This window comes from Enterobacter cloacae complex sp. P27C, from assembly GCF_014895705.1.
GTDB classification, from domain to species: Bacteria; Pseudomonadota; Gammaproteobacteria; order Enterobacterales; family Enterobacteriaceae; genus Enterobacter; species Enterobacter bugandensis.
In genome coordinates this window covers 112,000-132,891 of record NZ_JADBQB010000001.1, presented here as the reverse complement: position 1 = coordinate 132,891, position 20,892 = coordinate 112,000, and the positions used below count along the sequence as shown (strand labels likewise).

The following is a 20,892-nucleotide window of genomic DNA, read 5'->3' as shown; positions in this document are numbered from 1 at the left end:
AATCTTCATCTTTTCAGGCTTAAACACCTTTTTCGCTACATTTGTATAACACGGGGCACGAAATGCTCTCGACCATAAAGTGTGCTTATGTTGTGATCGGGGTTCAATAAATCACTAAACAAGGTATACTCCGGAGTTGTTTATTGTACTAAACGCTCCCGTGAGAGGATGCTACAGCGCACCTATGACTCAATTCGCTTCTCCGGTTCTGCATACGTTGCTGGATACCGACGCGTATAAACTGCATATGCAGCAAGCCGTTTTCCACCATTACTATGACGTTCACGTCGCGGCGGAATTCCGCTGCCGTGGTGACGACTTGCTCGGTATCTACGCAGATTCCATTCGTGAACAGGTCGATGCGATGCAGCATCTGGCGCTCACCGATGACGAATATCAGTGGCTTTCTGGCCTGCCTTTCTTTAAAGCGGACTATCTGAACTGGCTGCGCGACTTCCGCTATAAGCCTGAACAGGTCACCGTGACCAACGAGAACGGCAAGCTGGATATTCGTCTTGAAGGTCCGTGGCGGGAAGTGATCATGTGGGAAGTGCCGCTTTTGGCCGTCATCAGCGAACTGGCTCACCGCTACCGTTCGCCTGAAACGGGCGTCGAACAGGCGGTCGCCTCGCTGGAGAACAAACTTGAGGCATTCTCAACGCTGACCGAAGGGCTGGATATGTCCCGCTTCCGCCTGATGGATTTCGGCACCCGTCGCCGCTTCTCTCGCGAGGTTCAGCAGGCTATCGTTGAACGTCTGCAGCAGGAGTCGTGGTTCGTGGGTACCAGCAACTACGATTTGGCGCGTCGCCTCAACCTGACGCCAATGGGCACCCAGGCGCACGAGTGGTTCCAGGCGCATCAGCAAATTAGCCCGGACCTGGCTAACAGCCAGCGTGCGGCGCTGGCTGCGTGGCTTGAAGAGTACCCGAATCTACTCGGGATCGCCCTGACCGACTGTATTACGATGGATGCCTTCCTGCGCGACTTTGGTCCCGAGTTCGCTGAGCGTTACCAGGGGTTACGCCACGACTCAGGGGATCCGGTTGAATGGGGCGAAAAGGCGATTGCTCATTACCAAAAACTCGGCATTGACCCGATGAGCAAGGTGCTGGTCTTCTCCGATAATCTCGACCTGGCAAAAGCCGTCGAACTGTATCGTCATTTCAATGCCAGAATTAATCTGGGCTTCGGGATCGGTACCCGGTTGACCTGCGACATTCCTCAGGTAAAACCTCTGAATATCGTGATAAAGCTGGTGGAATGTAACGGCAAGCCGGTGGCAAAGCTCTCCGACAGCCCGGGTAAAACCATCTGCCATGACAAAGCGTTTGTTCGCGCATTGCGCAAAGCGTTCGATCTCCCCCAGATCAAAAAAGCCAGTTAAGCGCTTACGGGAGCCTTCAGGGCTCCCTTCCCTTATTTATTTCTCAATTCTTCTCTTTTGACTGCGAAATTTACTTGTCTGATAGCGGTTGGCAGGTAACATAGATATCCCCCCGTCTTGGGGTGGACAAGTGTTTATTTTTTCCGACTATTAACAGAGAGAATATTATGAGCGTTGTGCCTGTAGCCGACGTACTCCAGGGCCGTGTCGCCGTTGACCAGGAGGTCACCGTGCGCGGATGGGTGCGTACTCGCCGAGATTCTAAAGCTGGCATCTCCTTCCTTGCCGTCTATGACGGTTCCTGCTTTGATCCTGTACAGGCCGTCATTAATAATTCTCTGCCCAATTACAATGATGACGTTCTGCGCCTGACGACGGGTTGTTCCGTTATCGTCACCGGTGTGGTCGTGGCATCTCCGGGCCAGGGCCAGAGTTTCGAGATCCAGGCCTCTGCCATTGAAGTGACTGGCTGGGTTGAAGATCCGGACACCTACCCGATGGCGGCTAAACGTCACAGCATTGAATACCTGCGTGAAGTCGCACACCTGCGTCCGCGTACCAACCTGATTGGTGCGGTGGCTCGCGTGCGCCATACGCTGGCCCAGGCGCTGCATCGCTTCTTCGATGAGCAGGGGTATTTCTGGGTGTCTACCCCGCTGATCACCGCGTCCGATACGGAAGGCGCAGGCGAAATGTTCCGCGTCTCGACGCTGGACATGGAAAACCTGCCGCGCACGCCGGAAGGTAAAGTCGACTACGACAAAGACTTCTTTGGTAAAGAAGCCTTCCTGACGGTATCCGGCCAGCTCAACGGCGAAACCTACGCCTGTGCGCTGTCTAAGATCTATACCTTCGGCCCAACCTTCCGCGCCGAAAACTCCAACACCAGCCGCCACCTGGCGGAGTTCTGGATGCTGGAGCCGGAAGTGGCGTTTGCCGATCTGAATGACGTTGCAGGTCTCGCAGAAGCGATGCTGAAGTACGTCTTCAAAGCGGTGCTGGAAGAGCGTCCTGACGACATGAAGTTCTTCGCCGAACGCATAGACAGCGATGCTGTGGCACGTCTGGAGCGTTTCGTCTCTGCCGACTTTGCGCAGGTGGACTATACCGATGCGGTAGCGATCCTTGAGAAATGCGGTGAGAAGTTTGAGAACCCGGTTTACTGGGGCGTCGATCTGGCGTCTGAGCACGAACGCTATCTCGCCGAGAAACATTTCAAAGCGCCGGTTGTCGTTAAAAACTACCCGAAAGACATTAAGGCCTTCTATATGCGCCTTAACGAAGACGGGAAAACCGTGGCAGCGATGGACGTACTGGCGCCGGGCATCGGTGAAATCATTGGTGGTTCTCAGCGTGAAGAGCGTCTGGACGTGCTTGATGCGCGCATGGCAGAGATGGGTCTCAACCCTGCGGACTACAGCTGGTATCGCGATCTGCGCCGTTATGGCACCGTTCCGCACGCTGGGTTCGGTCTGGGCTTCGAGCGTCTGATCGCCTACGTTACTGGCGTTCAGAACGTGCGTGACGTAATTCCGTTCCCGCGTACACCACGCAACGCCAGCTTCTAAGCAACACAACAGACAATGGCCAGCATTTGCTGGCCATTATTTTATTCTGCCCTGTAAGTTTTTGTCAGCGTAAAGTCAGCGTTTTTAAACCACTAGCCCGTCACAACCGCTACCTGTTACGTTTTGTTTCCGCGAAATATCCAGCCACAAAAAATTAACCTCATTCTTATTGCGATTATTACATCCTGAAGTAATAGCACAAATTTCAACCAATTTTTCAGCCATCCAGAAGTCTTTATTGGGTCATAAGAAAAAACGAGTCGTTTAACATTCGTTTATAGGAATTGCCTTTATCCAAATTAATCATAAGGAATTCATATATATAGGAAACAAACCGATGCTTAATTCGCCAGGGGGTTCTGAAATTTGAGATGGTTCACAAAGTTCCCAAAAATACACATTTAGTTACACATATTTTCTTTCTGTAACTCAATCTTGAGAATTGTAGCACTTTCAGGCTAGCGAAACGCTTCGGTGAATGGAAAGATGCCTATCAGATACATAAAGACACCAAACTCTCATCAATAGTTCCGGAAATATTTATTGACAGAATTTATTGACGGCAGTGGCGAGTGTCATAAAAAAACCAATGAGGGTAATAAATAATGATGAAGCGCAATATTCTGGCAGTGGTAATCCCTGCCCTGCTGGTAGCCGGTGCAGCAAACGCTGCAGAAATCTATAACAAGAACGGCAACAAACTGGACTTCTACGGGAAAGTTAACGCCGAGCACGATTTTGTGACCTCTGGCGATGACACTAACAACAACGACGCAACTTACGCGCAGATCGGTTTTAAAGGCGAAACCCAGATCAACGATCAGCTGACCGGTTACGGCCAGTGGGAATACCGCTTCATGGCTAACCAGGCTGAGAACACCGCTCAGGCTAACAAAAACCGTCTGGCCTTTGCGGGCCTGAAAGCGGGCGATGCTGGCAGCATCGACTACGGTCGTAACTACGGTATCGTTTACGACGTAGAATCTTACACCGATATGGCGCCGTCCTTCTCCGGGATGACCTGGGGCGGTAACTACGTTGATAACTTCATGACCAGCCGCAGCACCGGCCTGCTGACCTACCGTAACACCGACTTCTTCGGTCTGGTTGACGGTCTGAGCATGGGCGTACAGTACCAGGGCAAAAACGACCGTACTGACGTTAAAACCTCCAACGGTGACGGCGTAGGTTACTCTCTGGGTTACGATTTTGGCGAAGGCTTCGGTGCAATCGCATCTTACAGCAACGCAAACCGTACTCTGAATCAGAAAGCTGACGGCCTGGGCGATAAAGCTGAAGCATGGGGCGTGGGTCTGAAATACGACGCCAACAACCTCTACCTGGCAACCACCTATGCTGAAACCCGCAATACCACTCGTACCGGTTCCAGCGGCGATGCTGGTTTTGCTAACAAAACGCAGAACTTCGAAGTGGTTGCTCAGTACCAGTTCGACTTCGGCCTGCGTCCGGCAATCTCTTACGTGCAGACCAAAGGTAAAGACCTGGTTGGCGTAACCAATGCTAACGGCACCTTCTCAGGCGGCGATGCAGACCTGGCTAAATTCATCCAGGTTGGCGCGACTTACTACTTCAACAAAAACTTCAACGTGTGGGCTGACTACTACATCAACCTGCTGGACAAAGACACCGACTACGCGAAAGTGGTTGGCGGTCTGAACGGCAACGACGATATGGCTGCTGTGGGTGTAACCTACCAGTTCTAATCAGAACACCACGTTGTTATATGCATAATGAACAGGGCTTCGGCCCTGTTTTTTTATGCCTGACAGAAAATAATGGCGACTTTTGAAAAGCCGCACGCTTTTCGTCGCAAACGGTTGGCATTTTGTAAATCTCCCGTTAACCTGATAGCGGATTTCACTTCTGTAATCACAATGGAACTTCGTCATGTTTGAGAACATTACCGCCGCTCCTGCCGACCCTATTCTGGGCCTGGCCGATCTGTTTCGTGCCGACGACCGCCCTGGCAAAATCAACCTGGGTATTGGTGTATATAAAGATGAAACCGGCAAAACTCCGGTACTGACCAGCGTTAAGAAAGCGGAGCAGTATCTGCTGGAAAATGAAACCACCAAAAACTACCTCGGTATTGATGGTATTCCTGAATTTGGTCGCTGCACCCAGGAGCTGCTGTTCGGTAAAGGCAGCGCAATTGTGAGTGACAAACGTGCGCGCACGGCGCAGACCCCTGGCGGTACCGGCGCGCTGCGCGTGGCGGCGGATTTCCTTGCTAAAAACACCTCTGTTAAGCGCGTCTGGGTGAGCAACCCAAGCTGGCCGAACCACAAGAGCGTCTTTAACTCTGCAGGTCTGGAAGTGCGCGAATATGCTTACTACGACGCGGCAAACCACGCTCTCGACTTTGACGGCCTGCTCTCAAGCCTGAGCGAAGCGCAGGCGGGTGACGTGGTGCTGTTCCACGGCTGCTGCCACAACCCAACCGGTATCGATCCAACGCTTGAGCAGTGGGAACACCTGGCGAAGCTGTCCGTAGAAAAAGGCTGGCTGCCGCTGTTTGACTTTGCTTACCAGGGCTTCGCCCGCGGTCTGGAAGAAGATGCAGAAGGCCTGCGCGCGTTCGCTGCCGTTCATCAGGAGCTGATCGTTGCAAGCTCCTACTCCAAGAACTTTGGTCTGTACAATGAGCGAGTAGGTGCCTGTACGCTGGTTGCGGCGAACGATGAAACCGTCGATCGCGCCTTCAGCCAGATGAAATCCGTGATCCGCGCGAACTACTCCAACCCGCCGGCACACGGTGCGTCTGTTGTTGCGACCATTCTGAGCAACGATGCGCTGCGCGCGATTTGGGAACAAGAGCTGAACGATATGCGTCAGCGTATCCAGCGCATGCGCCTGCTGTTTGTGAACACCCTGGCTGAGAAAGGCGCTGACCGCGACTTCAGCTTCATCATCAAACAGAACGGTATGTTCTCGTTCAGCGGCCTGACCAAAGAGCAGGTTCTGCGTCTGCGTGAAGAGTTTGGCGTATACGCCGTAGCCTCTGGCCGCGTAAACGTTGCAGGCATGACCCCTGACAACATGGCGCCACTGTGCGAAGCTATTGTCGCCGTCCTGTAATTTGCGCCCACAAAAAAGCCTGCGTTAAGCAGGCTTTTTTTATGCCGGTTACCAGACAGGCATTTCATCCTGAAGGAACGGGTTATGGAGCCGTTCATAGCCCAGCGTCGATATCGGACCGTGTCCAGGGATAAACGTTACGTCATCACCCAGCGGCAATAACTTCTGTTTAATCGACTGAATCAGCTGCCCGTGATCGCCGCGCGGAAAATCGCTGCGTCCTACGCCACCTTTGAAAATCACATCGCCGGAAATCAGCAGACGGGACTGGTCGTCAAAGAAGACGATATGGCCTGGCGTATGCCCAGGACAATGCAACACCTGTAAAGTCACATTCCCTACGTTAACGCGCTCTCCTTCGTTCAGCCAGCGATCGGGCGTCAATGGCAGACACTCATCAAGGCCAAACATGCGGCTTTGGGCGGGTAACCCCTGCAGCCAGAACTCATCTTCTTTTTCCGGGCCAATAATCGGCACACCGTAGTGTTTAGCCAGTTCAGCCGCTGCGCCTACGTGGTCGAGGTGACCATGCGTCAGCAAAATCTGCATCAGCGTCACGCCGCTTGCTGCGACTTCCTGCTTGATTTTCTCAGCGTCACCGCCGGGATCGACAAGCGCGGCCAGTTTGGTTTGCTCGCACCAGATTAATGAACAGTTCTGGGAGAACGCGGTAACCGGAATAATACGATAGTTCATACTGCTCCTGTGTTTCGTTATTACCAGTGCCGAACCGGCCCGGTATCAATATGCACAAAGTTGCTGCTGGGGTAATATCCTACACCACCCGCGCGCATAGATAACGCGGCTTTGCGAATATTGGCTAACGAAACGCCTTCAATGTGGAAATCCATTGCCTGTCCCTTCGTGTGGTAGCTTTTTTTCGCTACCCCACGGCTATGGGCGCGCAGTTCATTGTTGGTATCAATTGAGCGGTAACCAGAAATAAGCTGCACCGGCTTGCTGGTGCCCAGCAGGCCCTGAAGGCGGAAAAGCTGATCAAACAGTCCTGGGTCGATGGCTTTGACTTTATTCGCGCGGAAATCACGGAAAAAATGGTTGAGTCTTGCTAATTCATCCTGAATATAGCCTCTGCCATCGAAAAACTCCGCTTTTAGCGACTCACCGGTGTGAAGATTGCTGAGCGTTAAAACGCGCGGACGAGGTGTCGAGAGGGTGGCAAATGCTGGCGTCGGTAAGATGGCCGCTGCGCCAAGCGCAACACCACCTAACGCCAGCAGCTTGCGGCGATTAGCGTCAAATTTGTCCATGATAATCAGGTCTACAGGTCAAGGAAATCGTAATATGCTTAGCGCACGAAGGGCACCTTAACTGGCAAAACAGAGTACGTCAAGGCGCCCAACCCCAGTGAATACGCGGCTTACAGCGATATTGGCCCCGATTCACCATAACTTACGACAATCATTTTTCCCGAACTACTTCATTTACCTGATTAATTGTTCCGCTTTTGGCAAAATTTGTGCGCCGGATCGCGCGGTGAGATCATAATTGTAAATATCTGTACGGTACTGAGTGCGACCGTCTTCACCCACAAACGCTGTCAGATAATAAAGATTAACCGGAATGTTGTGGCGAATATTCACGTAGCGCGTATCACCCTGCTTCAGGGCGTCAGAAATACGCGTATCGTTCCAGCCCGCATCCTGCAGCAGCATGTTGGCCAACTCCGAGGCTTTATTCACGCGCACGCAGCCTGAACTCAGTGCCCGGGTATCTTTCTGGAACAGATTGTGGTTCGGCGTATCGTGCAAATAGATAGCATCTGAACTTGGCATGTTGAATTTGTAGCGCCCCAGCGAGTTATGCGCTCCGGGAGCCTGCTGGAAGCGGAACGGCAGGTTGGAGGCCGTGATCGTCGACCAGTCGACCATGTAAGGATCGATCGCCTCTTTACTGTTCCAGCCACGCATGACCGTATAGCCGTGACGTTCCAGATAACCCGGATCGTTCCAGACCTTAGGCAGAATGTCCTTACGCGCCAGCGTCGGCGGCACGTTCCACGGCGGGTTAACCACCACGTTATTTAACGCGCTGCTCATCATCGGCGTTTTGCGATCCGGACGCCCGACAATCACGCGCGAGGCCAGCTTCTCGCTACCATCCTGATAATAAACCAGTGAATAGGCAGGGATATTGACCATAATGCCGGTAGACAGCGTGCCCGGCAGCAAACGCAAACGCTGAATATTAAGCGCCAGCACCCCGGCCCGCTGCGCAGGCGATACGTTAAGCCAGTCACGCGTTGAAGGTCCAATGACGCCATCGGCTCCCAGTCCTTGAGCGGCCTGGAACTGTTTAACCGCGGCGACCAGCTCGCGATCGTAAGCCTCGGGCTTATTGCTCAGGGTAGTGGCCTTGTTCTCTTTTATGGGCGCTGACGGGCTGACCACCGCGCTTTGCGGATCGTCGCCCGGCAGGGCAATGTTGGGCCCGCCATCAAGAATACCGGAGCGTTTAAGGATCTCGCGCAGGGCTGGCACATCGCTGCTCCACTGACCCGGACGCAGCGTTGCGGTCCCCCGCATTTGCGGCCATGGACGCGAGTCCCCCACCAGCGCGAGGAGCGACTGGTGCATCGTGGCATACTGTGGATGCGCCGGCGCGAGGCTGGCAATGAAGCGCGGCAGATCGCCGTTATCCAGCGCTAATTGCCACTGGTTAATCACCGACAGGGCTGGCGTCGCCAGCTTATAGGGCCTATCGCTGTACAGCCAGCGGTTGCCATTGACCGGAATACCCGCCACAAACTGCAGGTAACCCATCATGGCATCGGAAAGGACCACGTCCCGCGCCTGACCGGTGACGGCAGGATCGGTTAACAGCTCAACCCACTTCGTAAACTGCGGCTGGAATCCCGCAATCGCCACTTCCGCCAGCTGTTGCTGGAAGGCGCGCACGGCATCACGATTTTCCCACATGGGTTTCATATCGCGGGCAGCATAAAGCAGCGTGAGCTGATTGATATAGGCAGGCGTGTAGCCTGCAGGCAGGCCTGTCTGGAGCTGCTGGCTGAGCGATTCAACGTCGATGCCTTCCGGCAGCGGCTTAATCCCGGCCATGATGGCCGTAGCCGTAGACTGTTCCAGCGGCTGAGACAATGACGTCGGCTGCGCGCCTGTCGTTGCGGTGCTGTCAGTCGGCACAATTTCAGGCTCGTCGGCCTGGGCGGTTAACAGTGGAGCAAACATCACTGCCAGACATAAACTCAGCGCTGACAGCTGACGACCACATTCTTTCTTTAGCAACATCCCTTGCCCCCTGTTTTCACGACATGCCCATCACGGTGGGGCTTTCTTTTATTATAGGTAGACGACAACTCTGTTGCCTTACCTTATGTAAAGAAGTTTAAAGATAACGCAGCCCTGAACACAAGTTAAGAGAATAAAAAAAGCGGCGCTTCTGCGCCGCTCTTTGTAACAAAACGCCTCAGGAAGCGTCCGCCGTGGTTTCCGGCAATGATTCCGGCGGCTGCGGCGCAAAGCCACGCAGCCCGACAACGTGCACGTGTTCGCTGTTCTGGAACACTTTACGCACCAGCTTATAGGTGGTGCCTTTTTCAGGGCTGATGTTTTCCGGTGCCGCAATGATGAGCTGCATATCGAGACGTTCGCAAAGCTCAAACAGCGTGGCAATCGAGCGGGCATCAAGACGCGCCGCTTCATCGAGGAACAGCAGTCGGCATGGGGAGATGTCTTTCCCGCGCAGGCGGCGCGCTTCATCTTCCCAGCTCTGCACCACCATCACCAGAATCGACATCCCGGTACCAATCGCTTCACCGGTCGACAGCGCTCCGGATTCCGCACGCAGCCAGCCGTCTGAACCACGGTTTACCTCAACTTCCATTTCCAGGTAGTTACGATAGTCCAGCAGCTCTTCACCGATGGTTTGCGGCGTACGCTGGCCCATATCAATCTGCGGATTCAGGCGCTGATACAGCTTCGCCAGCGCTTCGGAGAAGGTCAGACGGTTGCTGTTGAACAGATCCTGATGCTGCTCGTGCTGCTCAGAGAGCACTTCCAGCAGCGTCGCGTGGGCTTCACGCACGTTGACGTTAAGACGCACGCTGTTGACCTGACCAAACGAGACGCTCTGCAGCCCCTGGTTCAGCTGGCGGATACGGTTCTGCTCGCGCTGAATGGTTTTGCGAATGATATTCGCCACGCTGCGGGAGCTGATCGCCAGCTTCTGCTCGCGGGAGGTCAGCTCTTCCGTCAGGCGGCCCAGCTCAATTTCCATCTGTTCGATGGCTTCGACCGGATCGTCGGTACGGATAATGTCCTGACGAATACGCTCGCGCAGGTGCTGATAAACCGCAACGAAGAACTGAATTTTACGTTCAGGACGTTTCGGATCCTCTGACATGCGCAGCACATCGCGCAGGTGTTCGTTATCCGCCACCGCCAGACGCAGCGCACCCAGCGCCTTATCCGACATCGAACGCAGCTCATCGGCAGAAAGGTATGCCAGCTCGCGACGGTGCAGACGACGTTCAACGTTGTTGTCTTTCACCATCCGCATCACGGCGCACCAGCCCGCTTTCGCCGTCACGACCTGCTCGCGCATTTCATGATAGTCGCGCTCCAGCTTGCGCAGGCGGCGGGTCAGGTTATCCATTTCCGCTTCGCAGAAGGTGAGCGCTTTTTCCAGCTGATTACGACGCGCGCGGTTATTGCTGAGCTGGCTATGCAGCTCATCACGACGAATGCGCGCGCGCTCTTCCGCCCCGCTGTCGGCACGAACGCCAATGTCCTGCAGCTCTTTCTGCAGGTCGTTTAACAGCTCTTTCTTGGTGTCGAAGGAGCTTTTCAGCGAGGCCAGCACCTGGTTGTACTGGTTCAGCTGAGCGGAGTGGCTGCGCATCGCTTCGCGAGCGCGGGTACGTTCCGCTTCCGCCTGCTCAAGGCGCTGGCGCAGTTTTTCATTCAGGTCGCTGTTACCGCTCAGCATTTCAGCCGAATCGGAGTAGCCGAAGTGCGCACGACGCTGCACCACTTCCGTCAGGGCAAACGCCTGCTGACGCGCTTCGCGCTGCACCTGCTGCGACCAGGCATAATCTTCTTTTAACTGCTCGAACTGTTCCGGGTCGCTCTGCAGTACAGACACGACGGGCTCCAGCTTCGCCAGCTGGTTGCCGTGCTGCTGCACGAAGCGCGCGGCTTCCTGGGCTTCATCCAGACGTTCCTGGATCTCATCCACGCGGTCGGCCAGCGTGTCATCAGCCAGCAGGTTCAGGCGCGGCAGAATGCGGTTAAGGGCAGCGACGCCCTCTTTCGCCTGTTCGAACTGGACGCGGCTCTGCTGGTTGTCACTTTCATGACTGGCAATCGCGCGCTCCAGCTCGCCACGGCGGGTGTTGAGCTTGCGGATTTCCGCTTCCGGGTCGGCTTCAAACGCCACGCCCAGATGGCTGCCGATAAAGCGGCTGAACGCCTGGTGCAGACGCTGGGTTTTCTGTACGTCAAACGACAGAGTGGCAAAGCGTTCAGACAGCGTTTCACGCTCGGCGTGCAGGCTTTCGATGCGGCTTTCGCGCGCGGCGCGGCCAAACAGCGGCAGCTCCGGGAAGCGGGAGTAACGCCACTGGCGATCGGCGATTTTCACCACCACCGCTTTTTCCAGCTCGTCAACGCTGAAAACGCTGTCATCGAACGACTGCGGATCCCCTTCGATCAGGTAGAGATCTTCCGGGCAATCTTCCAGCCCTGCGAGCTGCTCAGAAATCAGCGACAGATCCGGCACCACAATTGCGTTGCGGGACGGACCGTACAGCGCGGAGAAGTACGGCGCATCGTCCAGGCCAACGTCATCGTAAATCTCAGACAGCAGTACGCCGCCAAAACGCTCGGCTAACGTGTTCAGACGCGGATCTTCTGACCCGCCCGGCTGGCTTAAGCGCTCGATTTCTTCATCGACGTCACGCTTGCGGGCACCCACTTCGTCACGTTCAACAATGGCTTCGCGCTCGCGCTCCAGCAGCTGTTGCAGGTATTCGGTCACCTGCTGGCTGGATTCGAACTGCTCGCCGCACTGTTCGCTGAGCTGGTTCAGGCTGCTTTGCGCTGCCAGCCAGACCGGCGCACGCTGCAGGAGCGCCTTCGAACGGGACTGAAGCTGCTCCAGCTCCTGACGCAGCGTCATACGCTGTTCGCTGGCATTTGATACGGTATCGGACAGGGCCGCAATACGCGCTTCCAGCTCCTGATGCAGGGCCTCAAGCTCGTCGAAATCGTAATGTTTACCCTGACGCTTGCAGAACTCGGCCAGCAGACGCTCGGCTTCCTGCTGCTCGCGCAGACGCTGTTCCAGCTCGTTCAGGCGCATACGCAGCGGCTGCACCTGCTCGGCCAGATGGCGCTGGTTGACGCCGTCGCGCAGCAATTCACGGGCAACGTCCCAGGCTTCGCTACGCGCCAGCGGGCCGTTAATCGCAACTACCAGCTGATAAGCCTGTTCAAACTGGCTGTGCGCCGTTTGCGCGACGCTCATTTTCTGTTCAAGCGAGAGCAGTTTCTCGGTGGCTTCCTGCTCTTTGGCCTGGAAGGTGTCCAGCCACTCGTCGGCACTGTCCGGCGTCAGATCCGGCAGATGACACAGCTCTTTCGCACGCTGTAGCGCCTGCAGCGCCTGGTTGTACTGAATCGCACGCGTCTGCTGCACGTCCAGCGCCTGCTGGTAGTCCGCAAGCTGGCTTTTCAGCTCGTCCACTTCCAGCTCGGCGGCTTCGGCGCGGGCTTCGTTCTCTTCCTGCATCTCGGCGGCTTCGGCCACCACTTCATTCTGCTCTTCGAGACGAATTTGCAACTCATCGAGGTCCGCTTCGTAGCGTTCGATCTTTTCCTGCTGACGCAGCGCGGTCTGCACCAGGTTCAGGTGATCGCTGGCGGCCTGGTAGTCGGCTTCCAGATCGCCTTCGGCACCGTTGTGCTCACCCAGCTCGCGCGCCATTTCGACGTGCTTGTACTGCTCGGCCACCAGCTGTTTACGGGAGGTAAACAGCTCGCGGCGATATTCTAATGCCTGATCGAGATGGACGCGGCGCTCGTTGGCGTGGCGCATGTAGTCCGCCGCCACGTAGTTGGTCGCTTCACTGATCAGGTGTTTAAACAGGTCGCGGTCAGACTGGGTAACGCGAATCGCTTCCAGCGTCATGCGGTTTTCACGCAGTGCCGCTTCCATGTCCTGGAAGGCCTTACGCACGCCGCTGTTTTCCGGCAGCAGGTAGTCACGCAGGGAACGGGTAATGGCGCTGGAGATACCGCCGTACAGGGACGCTTCGATCAGACGGTAGTATTTACTACGGTCTGAAGCGGTGCGCAGACGGCGCGCCACCACGCCCAGATCGAACATCAGGGAGTGGTAGTCGGTAATGGAGTTGAACTGCTTAAACTGCACCCCTTCGATGGCTTCAAGCTTGTCCTTCAGCTCCTGCAGCGTCAGGACGCGCGCCTGGCGTTCATTCAGCGTTTCCGTCAGCAGCGCGGTCGGCTGTACGGAGGTTGGCAGCCCCTGAATGGCGAACGGTTTGATATCCACTTTACGGTCGCGGCCGGCAACCTGTTGCAGACGTACGCCCACCACCACGCGCTGGTGACGGGAGTTGATGACGTCCAGCACGGAATAACAGACGCCCGCTTTCAGCTTACCGTGCAGGCCTTTATCGCGGGAGCCGCTTGTCGCGCCCGCTTCGGTGGTGTTACGGAAGTGAAGCAGCGTCAGGTCGGGGATCAGCGCCGTTACAAACGCCGCCATGGTGGTGGATTTACCTGCCCCGTTACCACCGGAGAGCGTCGTGACCAGCTCATCCAGATCGAAGGTTCGGGCAAAGAAGCCGTTCCAGTTAATCAGCGTCAGTGAGCGAAATTTACCGCGTTCAATCATTACTCTTCCTCCCCGCTATCCGGCAGATTCTCTTCATGCTCATCATTGAGCTGCAAATGGTTTTCCACCGGCATCGCTTCACCGTCGCGGATCATGCGAAGCTGCGCTTCACGCGCGTCATCGCCCGCACGCACGTCGGCGCCGAAGCGGAAGACCGATTCCGTGATGCGGAATTTGCTGCTGTCGTGGCCCATAAACCAGACCATCCCCAGACGGCGCAGACGGTTCAGGGAAGAGCGAACCTTTTCCTGTAATTTCTGACGGTCAAGATCCGACCCCGTCGAACGGTTATTCACCAGCTTAAGCAGCTTGCTCTCATCCGCCAGCGTCAGCAGTTCATCGTACAGCTCCTGCTGGGTGAAGATGCCTTCATTTGCCAGGCGTTCCGGGCTGAGGTAGAGATAGCAAAGAATTTTGCCAACCATCATGTCCAGCTCGGAGAGCACGGAGCGCGGGATCAGGGTCGTGGAACGCGGGCGCAGATAGAAAAAGCCTTCCGGCGCGCGGATAAGCTCCACGTTATAGCGGGCGTAAAACTCTTCCAGGTACTCCTGGAAGTCCATCAAAAAGGCGTGATTATCCAGCTCGTCCAGGCCAATGTGACGACCGGCACGCAGCTGGCTGTCCAGCGCCGGAAATAACGGATTCGCCAGCGCCTGTGCCAGCTTAACTGGCATCACTTGTTCAATATTTGTCAATGACATGCGCCTGTACCTTGGCTCCGTAATCGTTAATTGGCTGCCACTTCGGCGGCAGTCCGGTGAAGTCTGCTTGCGCGATACCCAGGCGCACCGCCTGGTCTACCACAATGCGGGCAACGTCGAAGTGGCGCGCGCGCGGATATTGCGCCAGATAGTCGCGCACCACGAGCCCAAGATCCAGCGGCGCTTGTCTGGTTTTGTAGACGGCGAGCTGTTCTTCGATCATCGCCGCAAGTTGCTCACGAATTTCGTTGAATTCTTCGTACTCCAGATCCGGCGGCAGTTCACCGGTGACCTCTTCATCGCGCAGCGCCATCTCTTCGTCGCGCATATCCAACAGACGATCGGCATTGGCATAGGTCAGCGCCCACGGTGCATCAAAGTAGGTCTGTACCGACTGACGAAGACGCTGAGCAAAGACGCGGTTTTTATCCATATCAATCGCGGTACGGATAAATTTATGCACGTGGCGGTCATAGCCGATCCACAGATCGATCGACTGCTGGCCCCAGCTAATAATGCGGTCAAGTTTGCTCTGCAGATCAAACACCAGACGGTCGATAAAATGCAGATCGTCGTGCGCCAGGGTCGCATCCTGGATGCGCAGCAGGTTGGCCTGCAGCTTGTCCCCTGCGGCCTCCAGCGTATCCTGCAGCTCACGCAGCGTACCGGAGGTTTCTGACAATAAAAGTTCACAGCTGGAAATGGCCGCACGCCAGTCTTTGTTCAGCAGCTGCGCGATATCGTCTTTCACCTGCTGCTGCTGCTCATCCATCAGACGTTGAGTGAGATCGATACTGTCGAAAATCTCGGCCACCGAGTATTTCAGCGGCGCGTAAACGTTGCGGTGCCAGTGGAATTCGTCACCGTTTTCATCGGCCGCGTCGGCGGCACGTTTAAGCTCACCCGCCACGATCGAGAGCTGCATGGAGAGACGCAGCGTGGAAAATTCGCGCTGGCGAATGTAGTAGTCGGTGATGCCGATGCCCAGCGGCGTCAGGCGATAGATGGCGTTTCCTTCCGCCTGCTCGCTGGTAAAGCGGTTCAGCAGACGTTGACGCACCATATCGTTGATTGCGTTATTGGCACGCACGCTAATGGTTTCGCTGGTTTGCTCAAACGCATCACTGACGTGGCGGAACGCATCCACCAGTTCACCCTCGCTCATTTCACCATCCAGCCGTTCGCCGTTCAGTGTGGCAACCGCCAGCAGGAAAGAGAGTCTGTCTACCGGCAGCGAGATGGAGAAATCGTTTTTCCTGGCCCAGGCAACCAGTTCGGGGACTGTCTGGGAAAATTCACTCATAGGTTATCCTTGCATCTGCGGCTTGTGCGCGGTGACGTGAATATAGCGGCCAAGGCTGACGAACGGCTCCTGGCGGCAATACCGCGTTTCTAATTCTGTTAAGGTGTCAAAACAGTCACGCTGTTTGTGTTTTTCACGCAGATAATCATGAAACACCCTGACGCCCGTCTTCCCGACGATCTGCCAGCCAATCTCTTCCAGCCAGCCGTAAACCTGCTGCGGATCGCGCGGATAGTCCGGGGAAAGCGTGCGTTTTTTCTTTTTCGGCATCCCGACCTGAACATAGTCGAAGTTCCCTGCCACCATGTTGTGCATCAGGAAGCCGTTAGCATTGTAGAACATCAGCGACAGCGTACCGCCCGGACGTAACATTGACCACAGGGTTTGTAACACGCTTTGCGGATCGGCAACCCACTCCAGCACCGCATGAAACAATATCAGATCAACCTGGGATTCCAAATGCTGCGCGATGTCCTGAGCGGCGCATTGTATAAAATGCATGTTGTCGCTCACACCTTTCTCTTCTGCCGCACGCGTCGCGCGGGCGACCATTTCAGCAGAAAGATCGCAAAGCGTGACGTGATGACCGCGTTCAGCCATTTTTATGGCCGTCTGCCCTTCACCGCCTCCGGCGTCCAGCACGCGCAACGTTTGACCACCGAACGTCGCCAGAATAGTGTCCAGATCCTGCCAGAGGATCGTCTGACGGAGCTGCCCTTTCGTGGTGCCATAAATGTTGCGCGAAAACTTTTCCGCGATGTCATCAAAATTGCGATCCCGCATTGGGAGAGTTCCACTCGCTAACTGCAAAACCGCTATTTTGTCACACCCGCGCGGAGAATGAACCTCTCTGGTGTAATATCACCGGTAATCATCTGCTGTATGGTCAAAAAAGGAACCAAAAAGGATGCTTTTTACCCTTAAGAAATACGTTGGAGGGATGATGCTTCCCCTTCCGCTGCTGCTTATCATCATCGCGCTGGGGCTGGCGCTGGTGTGGTTTAGTCGCTTTCAGAAGAGTGGCAAAACGCTTATTACGTTCGGCTGGCTGGTCCTTCTGCTGCTGAGCCTGCAGCCGGTGGCGGATGGACTGCTGCGCCCCATCGAAAACAGGTACCCTACGTGGCAGGGAAACCAGAAAGTTGATTACATCGTTGTGCTGGGCGGCGGGTATACCTGGGACCCTGACTGGGCCCCCAGTTCGAACCTGATCAACAACAGCCTGCCACGGCTAAACGAAGGTATTCGCCTGTGGCTGGCGAATCCGGGATCAAAAATGATCTTCACCGGCGCGGCGGCCAAAACCAACCCGGTGAGTACGGCTGAAGCGGGGGCCAGAATCGCGGAATCGCTCGGCGTACCGCGTTCCTCTATCATCACGCTGGACAGCCCCAAGGATACCGAGGAAGAGGCTGCCGCGGTGAAGCAGGCGATTGGCGATGTTCCGTTCTTACTGGTGACCTCCGCCTCGCACCTGCCAAGAGCGATGATTTTCTTCGAGAAGCAAGGTTTGCACCCGCTTCCCGCACCGGCAAACCAGATGGCCATCAGCGCGCCGCTCAACCCATGGGAACGGGTGATCCCCTCTCCGATGTGGTTGATGCATAGCGATCGCGTTGGCTACGAGACGCTCGGACGCCTCTGGCAGTGGCTGAAAGGCTCGTCAGGCGAGCCAGGGCAAGAGTGATTTAGCCGCCAGATCGAAGTTGGCGCGATTGAAACGTCCGGTGTTGACCAGTTGCGCCACTTCGTCCCAGAGCAGATAAAGCCAGCGACGCCAGAGAAACGCCTCTGCAACGGGCGCGCGTTGAAGGTAGTGCCACAGTAAACCTTCCGCCGCCCCGCTGTCGCTAAGCCTGAACAGCTCATATTCCCGCGGTGCCCAGAGCATGATCCCCGGCCCTAGCATCGCCAGGAGCTGATCGCTGCGGGAGTCTTTGAGCATACTGCGCAGAGTAAAATTGCCGTGGATCAGCACGCAGTTGTCGTTAAAGCCGTCGAACAGCGCCGGTAAGCACTCGCGGGTGCGAAACAGAATACGTTTGTCCTGCATGGTCAAACCGGTATTGTTGAACTGGTTAAGCGTCCCCCACAGCACTTCCACCCGCTGGCGATACCACAGCGGCCACAGGTTTTCCTGGGTGCTGTCAACCGGTCCAACAAGCCCGCGGCTATCCTGTCGGTGCCAGGCCAGCAGCGCCTCAACAATCTGATCCTTCAGCTGTTCCCAGCGTTCCGGCGTACGCGCGGGCGCTTCAACCGGCACACCGCGTAAACGCTCAATCAGCAGTACGTCCGGGCCGGGATGTTCCTCGTGGGTCATTACGCCGTACACGGTCGGCATACGGACGGTTCCCTCCCGTGCCAGCATCGACATTTTCCAGGCAAGCTGCCTGGCGACGCCCGGCGACGAGAAGCTTCGTGCCATCAGCGGCATCGGGTTGCCCTGGCCGTCATACAACGACCAGAGCGCGGTATCGACCTTTTCACTCACGCATTCGACCCGGCTTAACTTCTCACCCAGCAGATGGCTAAGTTCGGCACGCAGCTGTTCCATATGAGATTACCCCCATTAAGACTACTGCTTTTATAATGAGCGCACAGCGTGAAGATGTCACCCGGAAGAGATCAATTAGGGTAAAGAAAGGGGAATTTGCGGGGAGAGGACATCCCTCCGAAAGGAGGGATGCAGGCGGGATTAGCGCAACTCGGCGCGGACGCGCTCAAGATCTTCTGGGGTATCAACGCCCGTTCCCGGTACTTCGCGGGCAACGGCAACGTGGATTTTTTCGCCATACCAGAGCACGCGAAGCTGCTCCAGCATTTCGATATGCTCCAGCGGGCTCGGCGCCCAGGCTACATAGCGGCGAATAAAGCCGGCGCGATAGCCGTAGATCCCAATATGACGCAGGAAAGAATCACCGATGGTCTCTTTAGAGAGCGCAAAGCGATCGCGATCCCATGGAATCGTAGCGCGGGAGAAATAGAGCGCATAGCCTTCGGCATCCATCACCACCTTCACCGCATTCGGATTGAATACCTCTTCAGCATGGTGAATAGGCACCGCGAGCGTCGCCATACCGACCTGACGCTGCGCCAGGTTTTCCGCCACCTGACGGATAATAACGGCCGGGATCATCGGCTCGTCGCCCTGCACGTTGACGATGACCGTATCGTCACTAAAACCACATTTCTCAACCACTTCCGCCAGACGCTCGGTGCCGGACTGGTGATCGGCGCGGGTCATGCACACCTCACCGCCTGCGGCCTCAACCGCACGGGCGACATCAGGATGATCGGTTGCAACGATAATGCGGTCGGCACCGGACTCACGCGCCCGCTCAAGGACATGCACAATCATCGGCTTGCCGTTGATATCTACCAGCGGTTTACCCGGCAGACGCGTTGAGGCATAACGTGCAGGAATAATGACAACAAAACTCATGGTTTGCTCTCTTCTGCCACCAGGGAACGGGCTTCATTTTCCAGCAGTACCGGAATGCCGTCACGCAGCGGGAAGGCCAGACTGTCCAGCTTGCAGATCAGCTCCTGTTTGTCCTGGCTGTAGTAAAGTTTGCCGTTGCATACCGGGCAGGCAATAATTTCAAGTAAACGGTGATCCATAGTTCCTCCGTATGGGTAATCGCTAAAGCTTAACACATTCCCTTTTCAGGGCGTGCCTGTTTCCCAGCCACTTCGACAGGATGTGAATAACCCGTCAGGTACCCGGCCAAGCGTTACGTCGCGAGCCTCCTGCCAGCGCGCGAACTCGCTAATGGCGGACGTTAACCCTTTTTCCAGTCTCGCCGTGACCCTGATGCCCTCTTGCAGATAAAGGGCAATGACTTCAAGCGTGCCGGTCTTGCGGTGCATTTTGGCATCCATGCGTCCGACCAGTTGTCCCTTGTGCAGCAGCGGTAAAACAAAGTAGCCGTATTGCCGCTTTGGCGCCGGGGTATAGCATTCCAGCCGGTAGCTGAAGTCAAACAGCTGCTCGGCGCGTTTTCTGTCCCAAACCACCGGATCGAAAGGTGACAACACCGCGCTGTGGGTCGCCCGGAGTTTCCCCTCCAGAGCCTCGGGCAGCAGAGGGACAAGATCCGCATGCAGCCACATTTCTCCCAGCGTTTCCACCATAACGGGAATAACTCGCTGTTCACGCTGCCACATCTCCAGCAGAGGCTTCAGCGCAGGCTGACGGAGGCGGTAATAGTCTGCCAGCCATTGCGGACGGAAAATGCCCAGGCTGCGGGCGCTGTTCTCCAGCATGATGGCCTCGGCCACCTCCTGGGTAAGCAGATCCCGCTCGTCGTCCCAGTGAGGCATCACGCGATGCGTCAGATCATAAACGCGCTGAAAATTACGCCGTTCAATGACCATGACTTTGCCTGACGTGAACAACCCTTCAAGATGACGCTTGTGCGGCTTCCACTCCCACCATCCGCCTGCACCTTTGCGCGGATGTTCAAAATCGGCGGATCGAACGGGGCCGTTTTCCTGAATATGGCTGATAAGCTGCTCTATTTCAGCCTCATGCTCCTCCATCCACGCCTGCCGGTATTTCCATCCCATCTTTTCCGGAGCAAGCATACGGTGACGCACCAGGGCGAAATCGCTACGGGGCAGGAAGCAGGCTTCGTGAGCCCAGTACTCCATCAGCTCCCCTTTGGAGAGCGCCTCATCCAGCCACTGCGGAGGATAACTCCCCAGGCGGCTAAACAGCACCAGGTAAGGGCTACGGGCGACAATGTTAATGGTGTCGATTTGGAGCAGCGACATGCGCTGGACGGTAGAGAGGATATCGGCAGGCTGCGCGCGGCGACGGGGCTTTTTGAGCAGCCCCTGCGCGGCAAGGTGTAAATGACGTGCGGCTGAAAGCGAGAGTTGCGGTAAAGACATGCGTTTTCCTGTCAGTCAAAGCGCCACCAGAACCGC

The 20,892-nt window shown here is 55.9% G+C and carries 16 protein-coding genes; 5 read left to right on the top strand and 11 right to left on the bottom strand.

Going from position 1 to position 20,892, the window contains the following annotated elements:
- The first annotated feature begins 184 nt into the window (after nt 1–184).
- The 4 genes from pncB to aspC all read left to right on the top strand — a co-directional run bounded on the left by pncB (nt 185) and on the right by aspC (nt 6,054).
- Complete coding sequence (gene pncB / locus IM291_RS00585) at nt 185–1,387, top strand: nicotinate phosphoribosyltransferase (RefSeq protein ID WP_192985906.1); 1,203 nt, start codon at nt 185–187, stop codon at nt 1,385–1,387.
- Nucleotides 1,388–1,554: 167 nt separating this feature from the next.
- A complete protein-coding gene (asnS, locus tag IM291_RS00580; protein ID WP_192985905.1) occupies nt 1,555–2,955 on the top strand; it encodes an asparagine--tRNA ligase in 1,401 nt (466 codons plus the stop codon).
- A gap of 605 nt (nt 2,956–3,560) precedes the next feature.
- Nucleotides 3,561–4,679 carry a porin gene (locus IM291_RS00575; RefSeq protein WP_275991486.1) on the top strand — a complete coding sequence of 373 codons (1,119 nt, stop codon included), beginning with the start codon at nt 3,561–3,563 and terminating at the stop codon, nt 4,677–4,679.
- A gap of 184 nt (nt 4,680–4,863) precedes the next feature.
- The gene (gene aspC, locus IM291_RS00570) at nt 4,864–6,054 is read left to right on the top strand and encodes an aspartate transaminase (RefSeq protein ID WP_045261757.1); all 1,191 of its coding nucleotides are present in this window, start codon (nt 4,864–4,866) and stop codon (nt 6,052–6,054) included.
- A 48-nt stretch (nt 6,055–6,102) separates the two neighbouring features.
- Here the strand turns inward: aspC and IM291_RS00565 are convergent, their stop codons facing one another.
- The 7 genes from IM291_RS00565 to cmoM all read right to left on the bottom strand — a co-directional run bounded on the left by IM291_RS00565 (nt 6,103) and on the right by cmoM (nt 16,740).
- Complete coding sequence (locus tag IM291_RS00565) at nt 6,103–6,750, bottom strand: MBL fold metallo-hydrolase (RefSeq protein ID WP_192985904.1); 648 nt, start codon at nt 6,748–6,750, stop codon at nt 6,103–6,105.
- Nucleotides 6,751–6,770: 20 nt separating this feature from the next.
- The gene (locus IM291_RS00560; protein ID WP_048999377.1) at nt 6,771–7,322 is read right to left on the bottom strand and encodes a YcbK family protein; all 552 of its coding nucleotides are present in this window, start codon (nt 7,320–7,322) and stop codon (nt 6,771–6,773) included.
- A 174-nt stretch (nt 7,323–7,496) separates the two neighbouring features.
- Nucleotides 7,497–9,320: a L,D-transpeptidase gene (gene ldtD / locus IM291_RS00555; protein WP_192985903.1), complete on the bottom strand. Its 1,824-nt coding sequence runs from the start codon at nt 9,318–9,320 to the stop codon at nt 7,497–7,499.
- A gap of 178 nt (nt 9,321–9,498) precedes the next feature.
- Nucleotides 9,499–13,950: a chromosome partition protein MukB gene (gene mukB, locus IM291_RS00550; protein ID WP_150143237.1), complete on the bottom strand. Its 4,452-nt coding sequence runs from the start codon at nt 13,948–13,950 to the stop codon at nt 9,499–9,501.
- On the bottom strand, nt 13,950–14,654 hold the full coding sequence (mukE, locus tag IM291_RS00545) for a chromosome partition protein MukE (RefSeq protein WP_008499954.1): 705 nt from the start codon (nt 14,652–14,654) through the stop codon (nt 13,950–13,952). The genes mukB and mukE overlap by 1 nt, the downstream gene beginning before the upstream one ends.
- Entirely contained in the window at nt 14,635–15,957 is a 1,323-nt protein-coding gene (gene mukF / locus IM291_RS00540; RefSeq protein ID WP_041910621.1) for a chromosome partition protein MukF, read from the bottom strand. The genes mukE and mukF overlap by 20 nt, the downstream gene beginning before the upstream one ends.
- Nucleotides 15,958–15,960: 3 nt before the next feature.
- Entirely contained in the window at nt 15,961–16,740 is a 780-nt protein-coding gene (gene cmoM, locus IM291_RS00535; protein ID WP_192970862.1) for a tRNA uridine 5-oxyacetic acid(34) methyltransferase CmoM, read from the bottom strand.
- Nucleotides 16,741–16,864: 124 nt separating this feature from the next.
- Between cmoM and elyC the strand changes: the two genes are divergently transcribed.
- On the top strand, nt 16,865–17,644 hold the full coding sequence (elyC, locus tag IM291_RS00530) for an envelope biogenesis factor ElyC (RefSeq protein WP_028012575.1): 780 nt from the start codon (nt 16,865–16,867) through the stop codon (nt 17,642–17,644).
- On the opposite strand, the gene IM291_RS00525 is transcribed toward elyC, so the two are convergent.
- From IM291_RS00525 to IM291_RS00510, 4 genes are all read right to left on the bottom strand, one after another.
- Nucleotides 17,621–18,514 carry a YcbJ family phosphotransferase gene (locus tag IM291_RS00525; RefSeq protein ID WP_028012574.1) on the bottom strand — a complete coding sequence of 298 codons (894 nt, stop codon included), beginning with the start codon at nt 18,512–18,514 and terminating at the stop codon, nt 17,621–17,623. The two genes, elyC and IM291_RS00525, sit on opposite strands and share 24 nt — an antisense overlap.
- 141 nt (nt 18,515–18,655) lie before the next feature.
- Nucleotides 18,656–19,402, bottom strand: coding sequence for a 3-deoxy-manno-octulosonate cytidylyltransferase (kdsB, locus tag IM291_RS00520; protein ID WP_047368214.1), 747 nt, complete (start codon nt 19,400–19,402; stop codon nt 18,656–18,658).
- The gene (gene ycaR, locus IM291_RS00515; protein WP_006174474.1) at nt 19,399–19,581 is read right to left on the bottom strand and encodes a protein YcaR; all 183 of its coding nucleotides are present in this window, start codon (nt 19,579–19,581) and stop codon (nt 19,399–19,401) included. Before ycaR ends, kdsB begins: the two co-directional genes overlap by 4 nt.
- A 45-nt stretch (nt 19,582–19,626) precedes the next feature.
- Nucleotides 19,627–20,856 carry a winged helix-turn-helix domain-containing protein gene (locus IM291_RS00510; RefSeq protein WP_192985902.1) on the bottom strand — a complete coding sequence of 410 codons (1,230 nt, stop codon included), beginning with the start codon at nt 20,854–20,856 and terminating at the stop codon, nt 19,627–19,629.
- Nucleotides 20,857–20,892 lie beyond the last annotated feature (36 nt).

Coding starts and splice junctions, on each gene's coding strand:
- pncB (WP_192985906.1), top strand. CDS start 185: ATGACTCAATTCGCTTCTCCGGTTCTGCATACGTTGCTGGATACCGAC.
- asnS (WP_192985905.1), top strand. CDS start 1,555: ATGAGCGTTGTGCCTGTAGCCGACGTACTCCAGGGCCGTGTCGCCGTT.
- IM291_RS00575 (WP_275991486.1), top strand. CDS start 3,561: ATGATGAAGCGCAATATTCTGGCAGTGGTAATCCCTGCCCTGCTGGTA.
- aspC (WP_045261757.1), top strand. CDS start 4,864: ATGTTTGAGAACATTACCGCCGCTCCTGCCGACCCTATTCTGGGCCTG.
- IM291_RS00565 (WP_192985904.1), bottom strand. CDS start 6,750: ATGAACTATCGTATTATTCCGGTTACCGCGTTCTCCCAGAACTGTTCA.
- IM291_RS00560 (WP_048999377.1), bottom strand. CDS start 7,322: ATGGACAAATTTGACGCTAATCGCCGCAAGCTGCTGGCGTTAGGTGGT.
- ldtD (WP_192985903.1), bottom strand. CDS start 9,320: ATGTTGCTAAAGAAAGAATGTGGTCGTCAGCTGTCAGCGCTGAGTTTA.
- mukB (WP_150143237.1), bottom strand. CDS start 13,950: ATGATTGAACGCGGTAAATTTCGCTCACTGACGCTGATTAACTGGAAC.
- mukE (WP_008499954.1), bottom strand. CDS start 14,654: ATGTCATTGACAAATATTGAACAAGTGATGCCAGTTAAGCTGGCACAG.
- mukF (WP_041910621.1), bottom strand. CDS start 15,957: ATGAGTGAATTTTCCCAGACAGTCCCCGAACTGGTTGCCTGGGCCAGG.
- cmoM (WP_192970862.1), bottom strand. CDS start 16,740: ATGCGGGATCGCAATTTTGATGACATCGCGGAAAAGTTTTCGCGCAAC.
- elyC (WP_028012575.1), top strand. CDS start 16,865: ATGCTTTTTACCCTTAAGAAATACGTTGGAGGGATGATGCTTCCCCTT.
- IM291_RS00525 (WP_028012574.1), bottom strand. CDS start 18,514: ATGGAACAGCTGCGTGCCGAACTTAGCCATCTGCTGGGTGAGAAGTTA.
- kdsB (WP_047368214.1), bottom strand. CDS start 19,402: ATGAGTTTTGTTGTCATTATTCCTGCACGTTATGCCTCAACGCGTCTG.
- ycaR (WP_006174474.1), bottom strand. CDS start 19,581: ATGGATCACCGTTTACTTGAAATTATTGCCTGCCCGGTATGCAACGGC.
- IM291_RS00510 (WP_192985902.1), bottom strand. CDS start 20,856: ATGTCTTTACCGCAACTCTCGCTTTCAGCCGCACGTCATTTACACCTT.